Raw genomic sequence first — 18540 nt, 5'->3', positions numbered from 1 at the left:
TTAACCTCATTAACAGGTAGAATATTCAATATTAATAATAAAATGTTGGAATAATTACTGTTTATGACATCTTCAATCAAATTTATCGCAACAGACATGGATGGCACGTTACTGAGTGATGATAAGGTACTTCCTGCTGATTTTTACGAAGTATTTAATCAATTGGATGCTAAAAATATTCTGTTTGCTGCGGCGTCTGGCCGACAGTATCAGAGTTTAGCGAATACGTTTGAGCCAATTAAAGACAAGATGTTATTTATTGCTGAAAACGGTACATTAGTGATGCACCAAGGCAAAGAGCTTTACAGTTCAACCATTCCTACTCCTGAAATTCATGCCATTATTACTAGTATTAAAACGATTGATAATACCTTTATTGTTCTCTGCGGTAAAAATTCTGCTTATACTGAAACAACAGATAAACGCGCGCTAGAAGAAATTAAAAAATATTACCATAATCTTGAATTCGTTAATGATTTACTGGCTGTTAACGATGAATTTATTAAGATTGCGGTACTTAACTTTAATGGTACCGAAGCGCTGGTATATCCCATTATTGCGCCGTTATATTCTCAAACTCATCAAGTAGTGATCAGTGCTAAAGTATGGCTTGATGTGATGCATAAAACCGCCTCTAAAGGTGCTGCGATTAAAGAATTACAACGTATTTTTGATTTTACGTTTGAAGAAAGCATGAGCTTTGGTGATTTCTTAAATGATGTTGAAATGCTAAAAGAAACCTATTTTAGTTATGCGATGGACAATGCTCATCCTGAAATTAAACAACTAGCGCGCTTTCATGCACCGAGCAACAATGACCAAGGTGTAATGACAGTGATTAAAGAGAAAGTATTAAACTAAATATTGGGACAGAGTATTGATTTTATTTAGATATTAACAAATTATTCAAACTGTTTTGATGATGATGTTTTTAAATATAATGAAGCAATACAGTGAGTTGTATTTGTATACTTAAATAAAGGGAAAGGAATGTCACCTCAACGCATATTTGCCAGTGTTGCACTTGTTATTGCTTTAGGATCGCTAGAAAAAAGTATTGTTACTACACCATTATCTCTTATTGGTCAGGATCTCAATGCAGGACAGGCATTAACTTGGGTCGTAACGGCTTATTTATTAGCAGCAACCGCTGTTCTTCCTGTTTACGGTAAATTGAGTGATATTTTCGGCCGTGTAAAGATGCTCAATGTGAGTATTGTCTTATTCATGTTAGGGTCTATCGCATGTGGATTATCTGACACGTTAGGCCAATTAATTGCAAGTCGTGTTTTGCAAGGACTGGGTGGCGGAGGCTTAATTGCATTAGCCTTTACGGTGATTGCAGACAGTATTCCTGCTCGTATTGTCGGTAAATATCAAGGTTATATTTCGATTGTTTATGCGGTATCCAGTATTGCAGGGCCATTACTGGGTGGTTTTTTTGCAGAACATCTTAACTGGCGCTGGATCTTTTGGATCAATTTACCATTAGGTTTACTGGCTTTATTGATGGTTAATCGTACTTTATCTCATTTAAGTAAAGGTCGAAAATCGCCATTTGACTGGAAAGGGGCGGCATTGCTTATCAGTGTGACGACACTGGTGTTATTACTGTTATCTCCTGAATCTCAACTTCCAATAGGTTGGGTGTCAGGTGCGTTATTGTTATCGTTAATACTGCTTTATATTGTGGAAAAATTTGCGAAAGATCCAATCCTTCCTGCTCGTTTAGCGCGTTTGCCTGGTTACTTAGTTAGCGTGAGTTTAATTTTATGTTCACAGTTACTGATGTTTGCCGTGTTGGTTTATTTTCCTTTACAGCTTCAATGGCAAAAAGGATTAACCGCATCAGAGAGTGGATTATTTATGATGATCTTCATGTTTAGTATTACAACCGGCGCATTTATTGGCGGTAAGTTAATCGCACGTTGGGGTAATTATAAAATTTTCGTCATGCTTGGATTTTTAATGACTGCCTTGGCTTTATGGCAATTACATTTTGATTTTGAAGTGAAATTAGCACTTATTTTTGCTGGTCTTGGATTGGGTTTTACATTGCCAGCTTTAAGTGTGGTTGTACAAAATGTATTACCACCGCGAGATCGTGGTATTGGTATGTCATTATTTAATTTTGGACGTGAGTTAGGCGGTGCTATTGGTGTTGCTGTTTGTTCTGCGGTTTTCCATTTCCAATTGCCTGATAATGTGTTGGCGAGTAGTGAAAATGGTTTAGCGGGGGTTGATTCTCGTCTGTTAGAGTCTGGGTTTACTTCAACTTATCTTATGATGGCAGTCGTCGCTGTCGTTGCCTTGATTTTGGCTGTGTTTGCCTTAAAGAAACGCCCATTATCAGATGAAGTTGAGATAGATTCATAAATAAATCAATTGTGGAATAATGTGATACAAAGACTGAGGGTAATATCTAAATAAAGCGGGTTAATCACAGTATTATTATTCAGAGGCGAATGTTGCCAACTGAAAGTGATACAAATCTAACTATTGGGATTATTGAGTATCTCCTACAATTTGATAGGAGTAATGTCTTTATTCAAGAATACTACTATTCAGAGGTGATTATGAGTTTGTTTTATGTTGATAAAAATGCGCAAGATAACGGCGATCATGAAATTCATACAGCAACATGTAGCCACAGCCCAGGTTCAAAAAATTGTGATGCGCTTGGTTATCATACTGCCTGTAGTACTGCATTAGAGGCAGCTAAAAAGATATATCCTCAATCAAATGGTTGCTATTACTGCTCATATTCCAGTTATACATCTGAAAGTAAGTAAAATATTACTAGTGACGTAATAATACTGATTATTACGTCACTATTTTTTTGCCTGTAATTTCCTCCCTGTATTTCATCTTTGAACCTTATAGCAGTAAATTAATTGTTGATATTGGCACGTTATAATCACAATCTAGTGTAGTATTCACGCCATAGAAAGCGTTAGTGTCAAAGGGTTAAAATGGAAATCGATTATAAAGTTAATCATCCGATTACAGTAAATCAATACATTGAATTAATGAACAAAACAGCACTAAATGAATGTCGATCAATTGATGATGAAGCGATTGTCCAAGGCATATTAAACAACAGTAATTTAATTGTAACGGCATGGGTTGATGAGCAGCTTGTTGGTTTGGCGCGTGCAATGACAGATTTTTATGATTGTTGTTATTTATCTGATCTTGTGGTTGATGAAAGTGTTCAATCGATGGGCATTGGTAAATACCTTATTTTAGTGGCTGCAGAATCTGTGGCTGAGCGTTGTAAAATAGTTTCATTATCCGGCCCAAAAGCAGCAGGCTATTATTCTAAAATTGGTTTTAAAGAACAGAATAGTGCGTGGGTATTAACGGATATTAGTGAGTTAGTCCTGCCTTAATATAATGGTTATATTGCTTGTTATGAGTAGTACGTTATATAAAGTCATAATTACAGTGTAATAAGAAGATCTGATTATTGTCTTGTCTATCTATTGACCATGTTAGTAGATCAATGCAAAAAAATAGAGATTGGACTATCATATTACTTGCTATAAATCTGTATCTTGGTGTAATTTCTCACCACTATTTATTTTTGGAATAATGATCATGCCAAAGGCTAGTGATATTAAAAAATTTGCTGCTATTGAACTTAACGGTAAAGTAGCTTTAGTTAAAGAAATTACTAAGCTAACGCCTAGTGGTCGTGCAGGCGCAAGTCTTTACCGTATGCGTATTTATGATGTTGCAACGGGCTCAAAATCAGACGTTAGCTTTAAAGCTGATGAAATGATTACATTGGCAGATTTCCGTCGTCAAAAAGCATCTTTCTCATACATCGATGGTGAAGAATATGTGTTTATGGATGATGAAGACTACACTCCATACACTTTCACTAAAGAAGCAATTGCAGAAGAATTACTGTTCATCACTGAAGATACTAAAGGTATTGAAGTATTGACTGTAGACGGTGCACCTGTTGCACTAGAACTACCAGCAACAGTAGAACTAACAATTGTAGAGACAGATCCGTCAATTAAAGGCGCATCTGCAAGTGCTCGTACTAAGCCTGCAACATTGTCTACAGGTCTTGTTGTTCAAGTTCCTGAGTACATTGCAAATGGTGAAAAAATTAAAATCAACACCGCTGAACACAAGTTCATGAGCCGTGCTGATAAATAATAATTAGTTATTATTGTTTTATAAAGCCAGTGTCGTTTATTCGACGCTGGCTTTTTTATACTCATCGTAAACATAATGCATAGGGAATAATGTGGTTCAGACAATAACGATTGGTGTTGCTAAAAAAGAAGATTTATATGCGGTGTATCAGTTAGAACAGCGGTTGTTTGGTGAGCATGGCTATCCTGATTTTTTTATTCGCCAAGCTTATGATTGTTGGTCCGCTGGATTATTAGTCGCTCGTGATCTCGATAATGTTGTTGGCTATGTGCTGTGTGCGCCTCAGTTTAATGATCTGTCATTAACAGCATCAGAAGGGTGGATATTGGCATTAGCAGTTGATACTAGCGTACAGGGACGCGGTGTGGGTAAAAAATTAATGCAAGAGGCCATGGCTACATTAGCTGGATGCAAAAAGCTCTGGTTAACGGTACACCCGAATAATCATGCTAAAAAGCTCTATCAACAGTTGGGTTTTAAGGACGTTGAACAAGAAAGTGATTATTTTGGTCTCGATCAACCACGCGTAAAAATGGTACACGCAGTGGTGTGATCTGCGGTTACATAAAGAATAGTTATAAAAAAAGGGTATCTAAGATACCCTTTACTTCTTTCAACTGTTCGTTGAAAAATTAAACGCGCTCAACGTTAGCAGCTTGAGGACCTTTTTGGCCTTGCTCAACGTCAAAAGAAACTTTTTGACCTTCAGCTAGAGATTTGAAGCCTTCACCAGTGATAGCACGGAAGTGAACGAATACGTCAGCGCCGCCATTGTCTTGAGTGATAAAACCGAAACCTTTCTCATCGTTGAACCACTTAACGATACCAGTTGCTTTAGACATGTTATGTCTCCTGAAAAAATAAATTAATAGCGTGCATTACGCTGTTTTACTTATGTACAAAAGAATAATGAACCGCTTCAGGACAACTGTGAACATTTGAACAGTGTATCGAAGTTTTCTCTTTCAATTTGTTGCATAAATAGGCCTTTAATAAAACCATGAGTATTAGGCCATTTTCACTTTAAAAGGGCAAGTTTCTCTTGTAAGAACAAACCAATAATGTGACCCCTTTAACAAAATAACATGTTGGAATATTATGCTATTTCATGCTTATGGTGAGAAAGGTGGAAGTGGTCAAAAAAGGATAAGGTTTTTATGCTATATCAAATAGTATTAGTGTTTATTAAGCTTGCATTTATGCGGAGATCTATAACCAAAGAAGGTTTTTTTTATGCGTATTATAATGGCTGAAATAGAAAAAAGGGCCTAATGAGCCCTTTAATATTGTTACTGTTCAAGGTTACGTTATTAGACTCTTTCAACGTTTGCTGCTTGAAGACCTTTAGGACCTTGTTCTGTTTCGTAAGACACCTTCTGGCCTTCAGCTAAGGTTTTAAAGCCATCACCACTAATCGCACGGAAGTGTACAAATACATCAGCACCGCCGTCATCTTGAGTGATAAAACCAAACCCTTTTTCTTCGTTAAACCACTTAACGGTACCTGTTGCTTTTGACATGTTGTCTCCTGATCAATCTATTCATCACACGGTATAGCCAATATTTGATTACGGAGCGATTTGAGTGTTGAACTCTGTTGCTGATCATGAAGATGACAGCGAAGATATCCTTGTTCAGATTGCTTTAAATGTAAATAAGTACTGGTCTACTATGAAGATTAGGCGGTGATTGGTGATTTGCAAATCAAATTGATTATTTTTATGCAGAAAACATCATTAATTGTCGTGTCATCATTATTTCTTTGGTCTTTCATCTAAATGTCTTGTTTGTCAGTAATTATCTCAAATGTTTCTTGAACGAAATCAAAGCAAACTTAAATAAGAAAGGGCATAATTTAGCCAAGGAAATATCTTTGAGCGTATGTTAACGCATCACCTAGATGATAATCTGCGGGTATTACTTGAGTTTACAGCAGATTTTCTGTTATAACGATTTTAGAAAAAAACTGAGACTCGACGGTTATGTACTAGGAAGTGCATTTTTCCTAATTATTAGCATTAAATCAGTTTCACAAGGCTTTATTTTCAGACTAAGGACAAAACATGAACAACATCCTTGAACTTGTTCGTCAGACTCGCCGTAAAAATAAACTTAAACGCGAGATTCTAGATAACGATCGTAAAATTCGTGATAACCGTAAGCGTGTAGAATTACTAGAAAACATGCTGGATTATATCAAACCAGATATGAGTCACGATCAAATTTTAGAAATCATCGAAAACATGAAAGGTGATTACGAAGATCGTGTTGATGATCATATCATCATCAGTGCTGAGCTATCTAAAGAGCGTCGTGACGTTAGCAAAAACGTTAAAGACCTTAAAAAAGCAGAAATTACAGCACACAAACATAACTAATTTTATGTATGTAGGCTAATAAAGACCTGGGCTATTATGCTCAGGTTTTTTTTGCTTATTTTTTATGGCAATGTTTAGGTAAGAGTAAGCAAATAATGACAAGCCATAAAAAGAGCCCGAAACGATTCCTGTGTCGGGCTTAGGGGAATGGCTCACTAATGAGCCTTGCGCTAACTGGTTATGTCTGGAATTTGATTACACTATCAATATTAGTTTAGCTTTGACGATTTTCCAGTTTTTATGACAAGCTATTGCTTATTTCATCAATAAACGGGTGGTTAACTTTGGCGCATTGAATAAAATTAGATATCAAACAAGTTAGTATCGCGTACTAATTCGCGAGGTAAACCATTTTTAATTCGATTTCCAACCCATTTACCGATGCCAATAGGGTAATCACGGTAAGTGACAATAACTTCACCTTTACCTGTTAAGTCTTCAGGGCGAATATCTCGTCCCATAAACCACTCTTTAGCTTGTGCTGCGGTTAATGCGATAACAACGGACTCTTGACCTGTCGCCAGTGTCATGATCGCTTCATGCTGCCAGCGATAACCTTTCTTATGTTGTTCAGCAAGCTTAATACCGATACGTTGGAAACGAATTTCACCAATTAATGGTTTAATTTGTGACGGGAATAGCCACACTTCTTTATCACGTAGCCAAATATCACTGTTTGTCGATAAATGGATATTAAGATCGGTATTGAGTTGGTCAGCAATCAGTTGTTGTTCATCGGCTTTAACTTGAGTAAATGGGAATTTACCCATGCGCTTTTTAACTGGATCGGTATCAACGGAAGCATGTTTACGAATCCGTGCAACAAAGAAGCCTTCACTATCAAAAACCTGAGGATAAACGTGTAAGAAGCCTTCAGTCGTTAATGCTTTGGGTGCGCTTTCAAATAACCCCCCTAAAGATTCAAATTCAACGGCATCACCAAAGGTTTCTTTTAGGTAATGACAGACTTCTTGGTTTTCACGCTGGTTAAGGGTACAGGTTGAATACACCATAACGCCGCCTGGTTTTAATGCTTGGAATGCACTAACAATTAATTTGCGTTGTACTGCGGCAATTTCATCGATGGACTCAAGGCTCCAGTTCGCCATAGCATCATCGTCTTTACGAATCGCGCCTTCACCAGAACACGGTGCGTCGAGTAAGATTGAGTCAAACGCTTCAGGTGCCCATGTACCAAAGACACAACCATCAAAGTGCGTTAAAGCTGCGTTATGGACGCCACAACGCTGTAGATTGGCGTGTAATACTTTAATGCGGCTTGCAGCAAGTTCATTTGCTACTAATGCGCCTTTGTTTTGCATCGCACAAGCAATTTGAGTTGTTTTAGAACCTGGTGCTGATGCCATATCAAGCACGCAATCAAGGGCGTTGTTGTTATCAAGTAAAGCGGTAACCGGCATCATTGAACTGGCTTCTTGAATGTAAAACAATCCAGCCATATGTTCAGCAGTGTTACCTAATGAAACGCTTTCTTCATCCTCACGTTTGATCCAAAAACCTGTATCACACCAAGGAACAGGGGTTAAGGTCCAATCTTTATCAGCAACGCGAGTAAGAAAGTCAGCTACAGTTATTTTAAGTGTATTAACGCGAATGCTGCGACGTAGCGGCGTTTTACAACAGCTAATAAACTCATCAATACTCAGATTTTCTGGCATTGTATGCTTGATGAGATCAATAAAAGCGTCAGGAATATAGATATTAGGATGCAAGGTAGCACTCTCTGTCAAACTAGCAATGTCGGGATTCTATACTAAATAGGAACAAATATATATCAGCTATCAATGCTTCTAAGTTTGTTATAGATAAGGGCTGATTATCAGTTTTATATTGTGTACAAAAACCGTATTCATTTGCGTTAAGCGATCAAAAAAGGAGCATTAGATGCTCCTTTTATATAGGGTGTTTATGTGATTATTTAATAGGAATAGCGGTGCGCCAACTTACCCATTGTGGATTCACTTCTTTATTAAGTAAAAAGTGTTTACCTTGTTTTGCCTGTGGTGCCAATGGTTGTGTTGCAGGTGTTGCAAATGAAATCCCACCGCGTAGTAAGCTATCAAATGTTCCTGCTTTGACTTTAGCACCTGTAATACCTACATCAACATTTAATCCAGAAGCATTCCAGAAAACGCTGTTAGCACGAACAAGGTGACGATATTTTTGTTCAATTTGAACGGTAATTAATACCCGATCAGCCAATGTGCCTAAAGCAACATTAATGACTTGTCCAACTTGAATGTCACGGTAAAGTAGTGGTGTTCCTTCACTGACTGAGCCTCGTTGTTCACTTTCAAGAATAAAGGTTTTTCCTGCGTCAAATAATTCAGCAGAGCCTAATGTAAAACGATTAGCGCTGACACCATTACCCGGTTGCACTGCAATGTAGGAGCTTAATAATGAGTCTAAGTTTTCACTGCCACTTAAACTGATTTTTGGCTTCACAATCCAGAAGTAACTATCTTTACGCGCAATGATATTGGCATATTGAGGGAATAAGCGTGCTTCTACAGTGACATTATTATGGTTAAAGTTTGGCTTGATATTATCCACTTTACCAATGATGACACCTTGGTATTTGATCGCGGTTGATTTTGAAATCGAACGCGCATCATCAGCCGTTAAGGTGATCATTACACCAAAATGTTGAGCATCACTTAAACTTGAGTAAAGCTTATAATCATTACCTGAACGATTAACTACACCTTTAATTGAATCAAATGCAATGCCACCTTTTAATAGCGTTGAGAGTGGATCTGCTTTGATTTTAACGCCGTTAAGTCCGGCTTCAACTTCAACCCCTGAGCGGTTCCAAAAGACGGTATTACTGTCGATTAGATGGCGGTATTGCTTTTGTATATTGAGTTTAATTTCAACCCCTGAGGTTGTAAGTGAAAAACTGGTGATTTCACCTACTTGTAAATTACGATAAAGCACGGGGCTACCTTCAGAGATAGGTGGCAAGTTTTTCGCTACAAGTGTTAGTGTTGTAAAGCCTTTTAATTTATCATCAGCAAGTTTAGCTAAGTGTCTATTTTTAAATAGAGAATATTGCTTTTTAATCCCCGGTTTGCCACTTGCAGTAAAGCTTATTGCACTGCTTATTAGTTGGTCTGCTGCGGGAATAGAAACGTCGACACCTTTATTACTGATATTGGCTTCAATACCCCCATCAATAAAGAATCGACTGTGAGATCGAACTAAATGAGTATATTGCGGTTGAATTAATGCATCAAATCGAACCTGATCACCATCGAGTTTTACTGCTGTTATATGACCAACATTAATACCACGGAAACGCAGTGCTGTACCGGATTTTAAGCCATAGCTCTTGTCTGCAAAAAGAGAGAATACAGCAACACCGGGTTGTTGTTCTTCAAGTGCATTTTGGGTAATAGCGGTAAAGTGACGGGCTTTTTTACCTTCGCCGGGAATTAAGCGTAAATAGTTACCGCGTACAAGGTTACCAATATTTTTAACTCCAGAAAGTGAGACTTGTGCTTCTTCAAGTAATAATCGAGACCCACTATTGAGCAAATCACTCATGCTTGGCTCAATTGCAGCGTGAGCAATAATTTTATTGGTTTTATCATCTAACTTTAGATCGGAAATTTTACCAATTTGTAAGCCTCGATACATAATGGGCGCGCCTGAATTACTGACGTCATTGTTATCTGGCAATGTAATAGTGATCGCAATACCACGCCCAGCAGTATTAATGTCTGGATAGAGGTTAAATAAGTGTCCTTCATCAATCGGTTTGCCAGCATCAGGTGAATCAAAGGCAATTGCTCCGGCAATGAGTGCTGATAGACTTTCAAATTGAACATCAACACCATTAAAACCAATATTGGCATTTACACCGCTAACATTCCAAAAGCGACTTTTATTGGTGACTAAGTTGGCATAACGAGGCTTGATAAGTGCATCAATTAAGACTTCTTTTTTATTAGCACTAAGTGTGTAGTTATAAATTTCACCAACAGGGATCTTTTTATAAAAAATTTGGGAGCCAATACTTAAGGAACCTAAATTAGGGGCTTTTAATTGCAGGGTTAAACCATTGTGTGCAGGTAAGTTAGAGGGTTGATTTTCAAGTGCAGTAAACTTGGTCGCAAACTCACCAGTACCTGGTTGAAGGGCAATGTAGTTACCAGATACAAGGGCATCTAACCCGGAAATACCAGTAATGGATGCTTTGGGTTTAACGAGCCAAAATTGAGTATGTGTGTGTAACGTTTTGACTGCTTCCGGATAAATATCAGCAGACACATAAATACTTTTAAGATCTTTTGATAGTGTCACATCTCGAACGATACCGACTTCTAAGCCTTGATAACGAATTGTTGTACGGCCTGCAACTAAACCGACAGCATCATTAAAGTGAATTTGGATACGTTCGCCACCTTCATTAACTGCTTTATATAATAACCAGCCTGCGACAATAATGGCGAGAAGAGGTAATAACCATAGGGGAGATAAGCCGCGGTCACGACGAATATTAACCTTTTGGGGTTGTGTGTTATTTGCTTCGTTGTTCATATTTGTCCCAGATTAGACGAGAATCTAAGCTCTCTGCTGCTAACATTGTTAAAATAACGACCATGGCAAAAGCGATTGCTCCTGGTCCTGGCGTGAAATCAAGAATTTGTCCACGATCGATTAAAGCGACCATAATCGCGATAACAAAAAGATCCATGACTGACCATTTTCCAATCCAATGCACAATTCGAAAAATACGCATACGTTGTAGGCGGTGTCGATGCTGTTTAAATTGAATGCATAACAATATATATGCTAATCCAATAATTTTAGCGACGGGAACAACAATACTAGCCACAAATATAATGATGGCAATGCCTGTCATTCCTGTTTTAACGAGCCCAGCGACTCCTGAAAAAATAGTATCTTCAATACGCTTGCCATTATTCATAAAGATAGAAATAGGATAAAGGTTTGCGGGTAAAATGAAAATACTGGCGGTAATAAGGTAAGCCCATGTTTTTTGTAGCGACTTAGGAATTCGATGATGCAAGTGGCTATTACAACGGCGGCAATTGGGTAATGCTTCTTGAGTTAATTGACAGCAATGGCAAACAGTATCGAGCTTATCACTGATATGTTCATCTTCTGGCTGCCATGCATCCCAGTAACGACGAACACTAATTTTCGTTAGTAATACTGACAGTAAGATTTGCATACTGATTAAACAATATAACCCTACACCAACATAAATTTCAGCGACTTCTTGTACTTTAAAACATGAAATAGCCAAGCTGACTAAAAAGACTTCCAACATTGTCCATTGTTTTAAATGGGATAAAATCCATAACGATACTTTAAAAATACGGAAATGGCGAAAACGTAATGAGAACTGTGCCCCTAAAACAGCGCTGATAAGTAACAAGGGGGCAATGGCGCTACAAAAAAGTATTAATATGGCGACGGCGGGAAAAGTTGGAGCAAGTGCAATGGTGCCAGATGCCAATGTAGCAGGGATCATTTGACCAACAAGACGAATAGTAATTAGCGGTAAACTAATAGTGGGGATATAAATAATAAGACAAGCAACCGCAAGCGCTAATTCTGCATTAAAGTGTGCAATACCACCGCGATAGAGTCGAGTATGACAACGTGGGCAATAGGCACTGTGTCCTTGCGTTGCCATTTCGGGCAGCACAAGTAAATCGCAGCCTGGGCAGCGTCGAGCCTTCGACATGGTGCGTTTCTTCCTTTTGTAATTAGGTGCACAAAAGCGCTCATTGAGTGACGAGTTATCCATTGTTTATATAAACGATGAATACTCTCAATGAGCGCCGATCGGTGACACTATATTATTTTGCGTTGACGCTGGCTACTGCTTCGTGAGAATCGATATGATGAGAAGGGACGTCAGCTGATTGAATTGATCCATAAAGTGTTTGATACAGTCCTTGTGTATTGACTAATTCTAAGTGTGTGCCTGACTGGCTAACTAAACCATCTTCAAGTACATAAATAATGTCAGCTTGTTTTACTGCAGATAAACGATGAGCAACAATAAGTGTGGTTTTGTTTTTCAAAAAACCATTGAGTGCGGAATGTAGTGCTGCTTCTGTTGAGGTGTCTAATGCTGATGTCGCTTCATCAAGAATAACAAACTCAGGATTGGTTAGCACCATACGCGCAATGGCTAATCGTTGACGCTGTCCACCCGATAAGCGAATACCTTGACGGCCAATTTCAGTATCTAAGCCATGGGTTAAGCGTTCTGTTACATCAGCAAGTTGAGCGATATCTAACGCTTGCCATAATTGCTCATCACTAAATGATGCGCCAAGGGTTAAGTTATGACGTAACGTTTCATTAAATAGTACGGGTTGTTGTAATACCACCGCCATTTTTTCACGTAAGGCTTCATAGCTAACGGCTTCAATAGGATGGTTGTTTATTAAAATATCACCACTGCTTTTTTGATAAATACCTAATAGCAATTGAATTAATGTCGATTTACCGCCGCCAGAGGCACCCACCAAAGCCACACGCTTTCCTGCTGGAATATCAAGGTTTAAGCCGCAGAGCACTTCTTTGTCGTTATCATAAGAAAAATGTAAGTTACGAATTTTAATTGCGATAGTTTGATCGTCATTAAAAGGATAAACCGTTGCTGGTGGACGAGTTTCTTCTTCCAGTGATAATAAACTATTAAGGCGCTGCATTGCTGCAGATGCGCCATACCAAGCGAATTGAATACCCAATAATTCTTGAATTGGTCCTAGCATAAACCATAGATAACTAAAGACAGCTAACATTTCACCAATGGTTAAATTACTAAATAACACCATCAGCATGGCGGCAGCACGAAATATTTCAAATCCGATTAAGAATAAGAGAAAGGAAACACGACCAGCGGCTTCTGATTGCCATGCATATTTATCAGCGCTGTGGCGAATATCACTGGCATTACCTTTTAATTGATCTAAAAAATCACGTTCACGGTTAGATGCTCGTAATTGGTATAAGCCATCTAAAACTTCAATTAAACGATGTTGAAAGACTTCATAAGATTTGTTTTCTTTACTTTTTAAATTCTTAACACGACTTCCCATGAGCTTAGAGGCATAGACAACAATAGGGTTGATGATCAAAATAAAAAGTCCAAGCTTCCAATCTAGCCATAAGAGAACGCCAGCAGTACCAACGACGGTTAATAGCCCAATAATAAAGCGGCTTAGTGTATCGCCAACAAATTTATCAATCGTCTCGACATCAGTAATAAGGTGGGAACTAATACCGCCGCTGCCACGCTCTTCATACTGACGCATACTTATACGACCTAATTTATCCAGTAAATGTTGGCGTAAGTTATAGGTTATATCTTTTGATACTAATGTAAATTGTCTACTTTGCAGTATATTCAATGCCTGACTCGCCGTACGCATTAATACAACCAAGACTAGTACTAGTAGAATATACCCCGTCGCATTGTGCCAAGCCGAAGGTAATAGGGCGTTGAGATAAGTGATGCCTTCACCGGGTTTATGTAATAAAACTTCATCCACCATTAATGGCATTAAAAGTGGAATAGGGACACTGATCAAGGTTGCGATAACCGCAATAATGTTCGCAACAATTAATCTTGGTTTATGTAACGTCGCTTGTTGTAGCAACCAAGACCAATTAATCATAAGATGGTTCTTATCTTTCACTGTGAGAATAATTCCTATTATCAATTTTATTCTTGTTATTCTAACGGCTATATACGGAGTAAGCTATGGAAAATACACCCGCTTTTTATAATCGTCTCACTCAACAGGCATTGGCGTTGATTGAAGGTGAAACGGATCTTATTGCTAATATGTCTAATATTAGTGCGTTATTAAATATGGAGTTAGAACAAATTAACTGGGTGGGGTTTTATTTACTTAAACAAGACCAATTAGTCTTGGGTCCATTCCAAGGAAATCCAGCTTGTGTTCGTATTCCTGTTGGACGAGGTGTGTGCGGTACCGCGATTTCTGAGAATAAGGTGCAACGTATTGCTGATGTACATACTTTCCCTGGGCATATCGCTTGTGACGCTACAAGTAATTCAGAAATCGTAATTCCGCTTACAGTGAAGGGGAAATTAATCGGCGTGCTGGATATTGATAGCCCAAATTTGTCAAGATTTGACCAAAATGATGAACAAGGTCTAGTTTCTTTTGTAGAAGCACTACAAAAAGTACTCTAATTTCATGCTTTCGGTGGTTTTTCCTCGTTAGGTAATTATAATAGCAGCACTATTTCTTTTTGAACAAAGCACAAATAACGAGCAATCCTCGTTTATGTCAGGAAACTCCATGGAAAACTCTGAAAAGTTAACGAACAGTAAAGAAGTTATTGCATACATCGCTGAGCGTTTCCCAAAATGTTTCACTGTTGAAGGTGAAGCGAAGCCACTTAAGATTGGTATCTTCCAAGACCTTGCAGAGCGTCTTAATGAAGATCCAAAAGTAAGCAAGACTCAGTTACGTACAGCTTTACGTCAATACACATCTTCTTGGCGTTACCTTCACGGTGTTAAAGCGGGTGTGAACCGTGTTGATCTAGATGGTAACGATTGTGATGTTCTAGAGCAAGAGCACGTTGATCATGCGCTTAAAGCTTTAGAAGAAAGCAAAGCTAAAGTACGCACTCGTCGTAAAGAGCAAGCAATTGCAAAAGCGGCAAAAGAAGGCGAAGCTAAAAAAACACGAGCAAAAACAGTTAAATCTAACAACACTAAGCCAAAAACAGCTACTATTAAAAAGAAGCCTGTAGAGACAACACGTGTGCTTAATGCTGATGAAGTAATCGTAGGCAAAAATGTTCAAGTGAACATGGGTTCAGGTAACATGCCTGCGACTATTGTCGAAATTAACAAGGACGATGTGCGAGTTCGTTTAAATAATGGCCTAGTAATGGCTGTTAAAGCGGAGCACTTGCGTTCATAAAGGAGAATGCGCGACACATGAATTGTCGATTCCGTTTCTCACTGATAGCTGCTGGCATGGTACTAGCAGCTTCGGTTCAAGCCTCTGAGGCTAAGTATTCATTAAGTGATGTGCCGCATCTTGCTTCTGAAAAGCAGCATGCAACGGCGAGCACTAGGGTGGCTTCGCGTTATATGCGTTCTCACTATAAGCATTTTACGCTTGATGATCAGTTTTCTGGACAAGTATTCAATCGTTATATTGAAATGCTTGATTATAATAAAAGCTTTCTTAACGCAACAGATGTCAAACAGTTTGGTAAATGGAAAAGCCAGTTAGATGATCAACTGAAATCAGGGAATACATCAGCTGCGTTTGATATTTTTAATAAAGTCCTTCAACGTCGTTTTGAGCGGTATCAGTTTGCGCTTACGCAATTAAATACTGAAATAAAATTCGATGGTAAAGATGATTTTGTTATTGATCGTTCAGAGCTTGAATGGCCAAAAGACAATACTGAACTGAATGAGATTTGGCGACAACGCGTTAAATATGATGCGCTAAATCTTAAACTAGCAGGAAAGAAGTGGCCTGAAATTCAAAAGACGTTAACTAAACGCTATAACAATGCGATTAAACGTCTAACACAAACACACAGTGAAGATGTATTTCAGTTATATATGAATGCTTTTTCACGTGAGGTCGATCCACATACAAGTTATTTATCGCCACGTAATGCTGAACAATTTCAGGCAGAGATGAATCTGTCATTAGAAGGGATTGGTGCGGTATTGCAGGTTGAAGACGACTATACCAAAATTCGTTCTTTAGTTGCTGGTGGACCAGCGGCAAGTTCGAAAAAAATTACAGCAGGTGATCGCATTATTGGCGTAGGTCAAGAAGGCAAGAAAGTTGTTGATGTTATTGGTTGGCGTCTTGACGATGTTGTGCAGTTAATCAAAGGGCCGAAAGGCAGTAAGGTTATTCTGGATATACTACCTGAAGGCAATAATGCAAAGAGTTACACCGTAACTATTGTACGCGATAAGATTCGTCTTGAAGATCGTGCAGCGAAGTCGGAAGTGAAGACTGTCGATGGTAAAAAAATTGGTGTACTTGAAATTCCAAGCTTTTATGTGGGACTGTCAGAAGACACCAAAAAAGAACTGGTCAAATTAAACGATCAGAACGTTGATGGTGTTGTGATCGACTTACGTAATAATGGCGGTGGTGCATTAACTGAAGCGACAGCATTAACAGGACTCTTTATTGCAAGTGGACCTGTCGTGCAAGTTCGAGACAGTTATGGTCGAATTAAAGTAAATGGTGATTCAGATGATCAAATTTCTTTTGATGGCCCATTAACTGTATTGATTAACCGTTATAGCGCATCAGCGTCAGAAATATTTGCTGCCGCTATGCAAGATTACGGACGTGCTATTGTTTTAGGTGAACAATCTTTTGGTAAAGGTACGGTGCAACAACACCGGTCATTAAATCATCTGTATGATTTATTTGATAAACCATTAGGCCATGTTCAATATACTATTCAAAAATTCTACCGTATTAATGGTGGAAGTACTCAGAATCTAGGTGTTGTGCCTGATATTTCTTTTCCTTCAGCTATCGATCCTGCTGAAACAGGAGAGAGTGTTGAAGATAATGCATTACCTTGGGATAGTATAAAACCAGCAGGTTATAAGAAGTTACATAATTACACTACGCTTGTACCGAGACTAACCGCTGACCACCAAGCTCGTATTAAAAATAATATGGAGTTTGGTTTTATCAATGAAGATATTTTGACCTATAAAAAGGAAAAAGATATCAATACGATTTCATTGAATGAAAAGACACGTGTAGCTGAACAAGATAAAGAAGATTCAGATCGTTTAGCCCGCTTAAATAAACGTCAAAAAGTATTAGGTAAAAAACCTTTTGCTGATTTGGATGCGGTGCCAAAAGATTATGAAGCACCAGATGTTTATCTTGATGAAGCTGTCGCGATAACAGCAGATTTTAGTGATCAGAAACAATCGTAATATTGAGTAACGGAATGACATTACTGTGTTGATGTCTCTATTATTAAAGCGCTCTTAGGAGCGCTTTTTTTTGATCGTACTTTTAGTGTCTTATTATTGAGATAGATGAAATCACAAACTGTGATATTCCGCATATTTTTCATCGAGAATTAGGTTTCCCAACTAGCTTTAAGTATATGACCTCTGCAATTTGAAGAGGTGATACAAAAACTAAAATCTTCACCAAGGGGAAATGCGTATGATGAAGGCGTTTTATTTTTTCTGGTTATTTATCTTAAGCTTGTTTAGCTTTCATTCTTCTGCTGATGATATTACTGAATTTGATTATCCTTTCTTATTAGGTAATTGGTATTGGTTTAGTGATCAACAAGAAGGTATTGAAAGTGATGGTGAACGATACCGAGCAATGCATGTCATGTTCAAATCAGATTATCAATTTGCAATGCGTTTATTACGTATAGATGGTCAAGTTGAACAATGGACAGGTGGTTATGATATTGATGACACCAACATCACTTTTATTTCAGCGGGTGAAGATGATCAAATTCATACTTATTTACTAAGTTACAATCGATTTATTCTTGATGGTGCTCAGTTTACTAAATTAGCGCCTGAACATTTAGCGGGTAATTGGAGAACAAAAGATATTTCAGGCCAAGATGTTGCTGATAATATTTCAGAATTTGCCTTGTCATTACGACCAGATTTTTTATTTTCTGCTGAAATTTCTAATCAGGCAGGTAAAACGAAAGAGCACCGTGGCGTGTATTATTTAGAAGATGATCAAATTGTATTGTTATATGAAGAAGGACAACATGATAGCCGTTTTGTATTAAATGGACATAATACCTTAACGTTGACGAATAAACATTTTGGAATGGAAGCGATATTAAATCGAGAATAATATAATTAATAAAAAGTATTAATTATGGGTTTGGGGAATAATAAAAGAGCGAACAATAACTTGTTCGCTCTTTTAATTAAATAATGATG

Annotated in this window: 17 protein-coding genes; 11 read left to right on the top strand and 6 right to left on the bottom strand. The window is 38.0% G+C overall.

Translation table 11 applies throughout. The annotated features are described in order from the left end of the window. The first annotated feature begins 63 nt into the window (after positions 1–63). The 6 genes from CZ809_RS10170 (at position 64) to CZ809_RS10145 (ending at position 4726) form a co-directional block, all read left to right on the top strand. Positions 64–861, top strand: coding sequence for a Cof-type HAD-IIB family hydrolase (locus tag CZ809_RS10170; protein WP_080157490.1), 798 nt, complete (start codon positions 64–66; stop codon positions 859–861). A 129-nt stretch (positions 862–990) separates the two neighbouring features. Then, a complete protein-coding gene (locus tag CZ809_RS10165; protein WP_080157488.1) occupies positions 991–2376 on the top strand; it encodes an MDR family MFS transporter in 1386 nt (461 codons plus the stop codon). Between the two features lie 200 nt (positions 2377–2576). Next, positions 2577–2792 (top strand): hypothetical protein, encoded by a 216-nt coding sequence (locus tag CZ809_RS10160; RefSeq protein ID WP_080157772.1) that lies wholly within the window; start codon positions 2577–2579, stop codon positions 2790–2792. A 180-nt stretch (positions 2793–2972) separates the two neighbouring features. Then, positions 2973–3392: a GNAT family N-acetyltransferase gene (locus tag CZ809_RS10155; RefSeq protein ID WP_080157485.1), complete on the top strand. Its 420-nt coding sequence runs from the start codon at positions 2973–2975 to the stop codon at positions 3390–3392. Positions 3393–3600: 208 nt separating this feature from the next. Then, positions 3601–4173, top strand: a complete 573-nt coding sequence (efpL, locus tag CZ809_RS10150) for an elongation factor P-like protein EfpL (RefSeq protein WP_080157483.1) — start codon at positions 3601–3603, stop codon at positions 4171–4173. Positions 4174–4264: 91 nt separating this feature from the next. Next, positions 4265–4726: a GNAT family N-acetyltransferase gene (locus CZ809_RS10145; protein ID WP_306341422.1), complete on the top strand. Its 462-nt coding sequence runs from the start codon at positions 4265–4267 to the stop codon at positions 4724–4726. A 79-nt stretch (positions 4727–4805) separates the two neighbouring features. Here CZ809_RS10145 and cspE (CZ809_RS10140) read toward each other — a convergent pair whose 3' ends face one another. Together cspE (CZ809_RS10140) and cspE (CZ809_RS10135) are read right to left on the bottom strand one after the other, a co-directional pair. Beyond that, complete coding sequence (gene cspE, locus CZ809_RS10140; RefSeq protein WP_080157481.1) at positions 4806–5015, bottom strand: transcription antiterminator/RNA stability regulator CspE; 210 nt, start codon at positions 5013–5015, stop codon at positions 4806–4808. A gap of 468 nt (positions 5016–5483) precedes the next feature. Continuing rightward, the gene (cspE, locus tag CZ809_RS10135; protein ID WP_080157479.1) at positions 5484–5693 is read right to left on the bottom strand and encodes a transcription antiterminator/RNA stability regulator CspE; all 210 of its coding nucleotides are present in this window, start codon (positions 5691–5693) and stop codon (positions 5484–5486) included. Between the two features lie 543 nt (positions 5694–6236). On the opposite strand from cspE (CZ809_RS10135), the gene CZ809_RS10130 reads away from it, so the two are divergent. After that, on the top strand, positions 6237–6551 hold the full coding sequence (locus CZ809_RS10130; protein ID WP_080157478.1) for a DUF496 family protein: 315 nt from the start codon (positions 6237–6239) through the stop codon (positions 6549–6551). A 302-nt stretch (positions 6552–6853) separates the two neighbouring features. Here the strand turns inward: CZ809_RS10130 and rsmF are convergent, their stop codons facing one another. The 4 genes from rsmF to CZ809_RS10110 all read right to left on the bottom strand — a co-directional run bounded on the left by rsmF (position 6854) and on the right by CZ809_RS10110 (position 14239). Beyond that, a complete protein-coding gene (gene rsmF, locus CZ809_RS10125; protein ID WP_080157476.1) occupies positions 6854–8284 on the bottom strand; it encodes a 16S rRNA (cytosine(1407)-C(5))-methyltransferase RsmF in 1431 nt (476 codons plus the stop codon). Positions 8285–8486: 202 nt separating this feature from the next. Next, positions 8487–11114 carry an MlaD family protein gene (locus tag CZ809_RS10120; RefSeq protein WP_080157474.1) on the bottom strand — a complete coding sequence of 876 codons (2628 nt, stop codon included), beginning with the start codon at positions 11112–11114 and terminating at the stop codon, positions 8487–8489. Next, positions 11095–12291 carry a paraquat-inducible protein A gene (locus tag CZ809_RS10115; RefSeq protein ID WP_080157473.1) on the bottom strand — a complete coding sequence of 399 codons (1197 nt, stop codon included), beginning with the start codon at positions 12289–12291 and terminating at the stop codon, positions 11095–11097. The genes CZ809_RS10120 and CZ809_RS10115 overlap by 20 nt, the downstream gene beginning before the upstream one ends. A gap of 115 nt (positions 12292–12406) precedes the next feature. Further along, positions 12407–14239, bottom strand: coding sequence for an ABC transporter ATP-binding protein (locus tag CZ809_RS10110; protein WP_080157472.1), 1833 nt, complete (start codon positions 14237–14239; stop codon positions 12407–12409). A gap of 86 nt (positions 14240–14325) precedes the next feature. Between CZ809_RS10110 and msrC the strand changes: the two genes are divergently transcribed. From msrC to CZ809_RS10090, 4 genes are all read left to right on the top strand, one after another. Then, a complete protein-coding gene (gene msrC / locus CZ809_RS10105) occupies positions 14326–14784 on the top strand; it encodes a free L-methionine (R)-S-oxide reductase MsrC (RefSeq protein WP_080157470.1) in 459 nt (152 codons plus the stop codon). 109 nt (positions 14785–14893) lie between these two features. Then, a complete protein-coding gene (gene proQ / locus CZ809_RS10100) occupies positions 14894–15526 on the top strand; it encodes an RNA chaperone ProQ (protein WP_080157469.1) in 633 nt (210 codons plus the stop codon). A gap of 17 nt (positions 15527–15543) precedes the next feature. Next, positions 15544–17547, top strand: coding sequence for a carboxy terminal-processing peptidase (prc, locus tag CZ809_RS10095; protein ID WP_080157468.1), 2004 nt, complete (start codon positions 15544–15546; stop codon positions 17545–17547). A gap of 238 nt (positions 17548–17785) precedes the next feature. Continuing rightward, entirely contained in the window at positions 17786–18451 is a 666-nt protein-coding gene (locus CZ809_RS10090) for a hypothetical protein (protein ID WP_080157467.1), read from the top strand. The last annotated feature ends 89 nt before the right edge of the window (positions 18452–18540 follow it).

It is taken from the genome of Photobacterium piscicola (genome assembly GCF_900166965.1).
GTDB lineage: Bacteria > Pseudomonadota > Gammaproteobacteria > Enterobacterales > Vibrionaceae > Photobacterium > Photobacterium piscicola.
The sequence above is the reverse complement of the archived record's forward strand: the minus strand, read 5'-3'. Positions and strand labels throughout refer to the sequence as shown.